Source organism: Polymorphobacter sp., assembly GCF_051860865.1.
Taxonomy (GTDB): domain Bacteria; phylum Pseudomonadota; class Alphaproteobacteria; order Sphingomonadales; family Sphingomonadaceae; genus Sandarakinorhabdus.
The window spans coordinates 1-420 of record NZ_JBIMKZ010000057.1 but is presented as its reverse complement, the minus strand read 5'-3'; the positions used below and the strand labels follow the sequence as shown (position 1 = coordinate 420).

1 protein-coding gene and 1 pseudogene are annotated in these 420 nt (G+C 64.8%); both read left to right on the top strand.

Annotation, left to right across the window (positions count from 1 at the left end):
• The coding region (locus tag ACTIFJ_RS10990) for an NADH-quinone oxidoreductase subunit K (RefSeq protein ID WP_439534175.1) at nucleotides 1-166 on the top strand (166 nt) is incomplete at its 5' end.
• Between the two features lie 7 nt (nucleotides 167-173).
• Nucleotides 174-420 (top strand): annotated as a pseudogene (locus ACTIFJ_RS10985) (NADH-quinone oxidoreductase subunit L); the annotation flags it as partial.

Here is a 420-nt window from a genome sequence, read left to right as displayed (position 1 = left end):
GGTGGCGTTCTCGAGCTTTCTGGGACAGGTGCACGGGCAGATCTTCGCGATGTTCGTGCTGACGGTTGCAGCCGGTGAGGCCGCGATCGGCCTGGCCATTCTCGTCATCTATTTCCGCAACCGGGGTACGGTTGCGGTCGATGATGCCGGCATGATGAAGGGCTGAGGCAGGCGTGATTCAGCTTTTGGTGTTCCTGCCGCTTCTGGCGGCATTGGTGGCGGGCCTCGGCGGCCGGATGATCGGCGCGTCGGCCGCCAAGCTGGTGACGACCGGCGGGCTGTTCGTCTCGGCGGCGCTGGCCTGGGTGATCTTCATTGGCTTCTGGCAGGGCGGATCACAGCCCGGCACCGTGGTGGTGCTCGACTGGCTCCAATCCGGCGGGCTCGATGTTCAATGGGCGCTGAAGGTCGACATGCTGA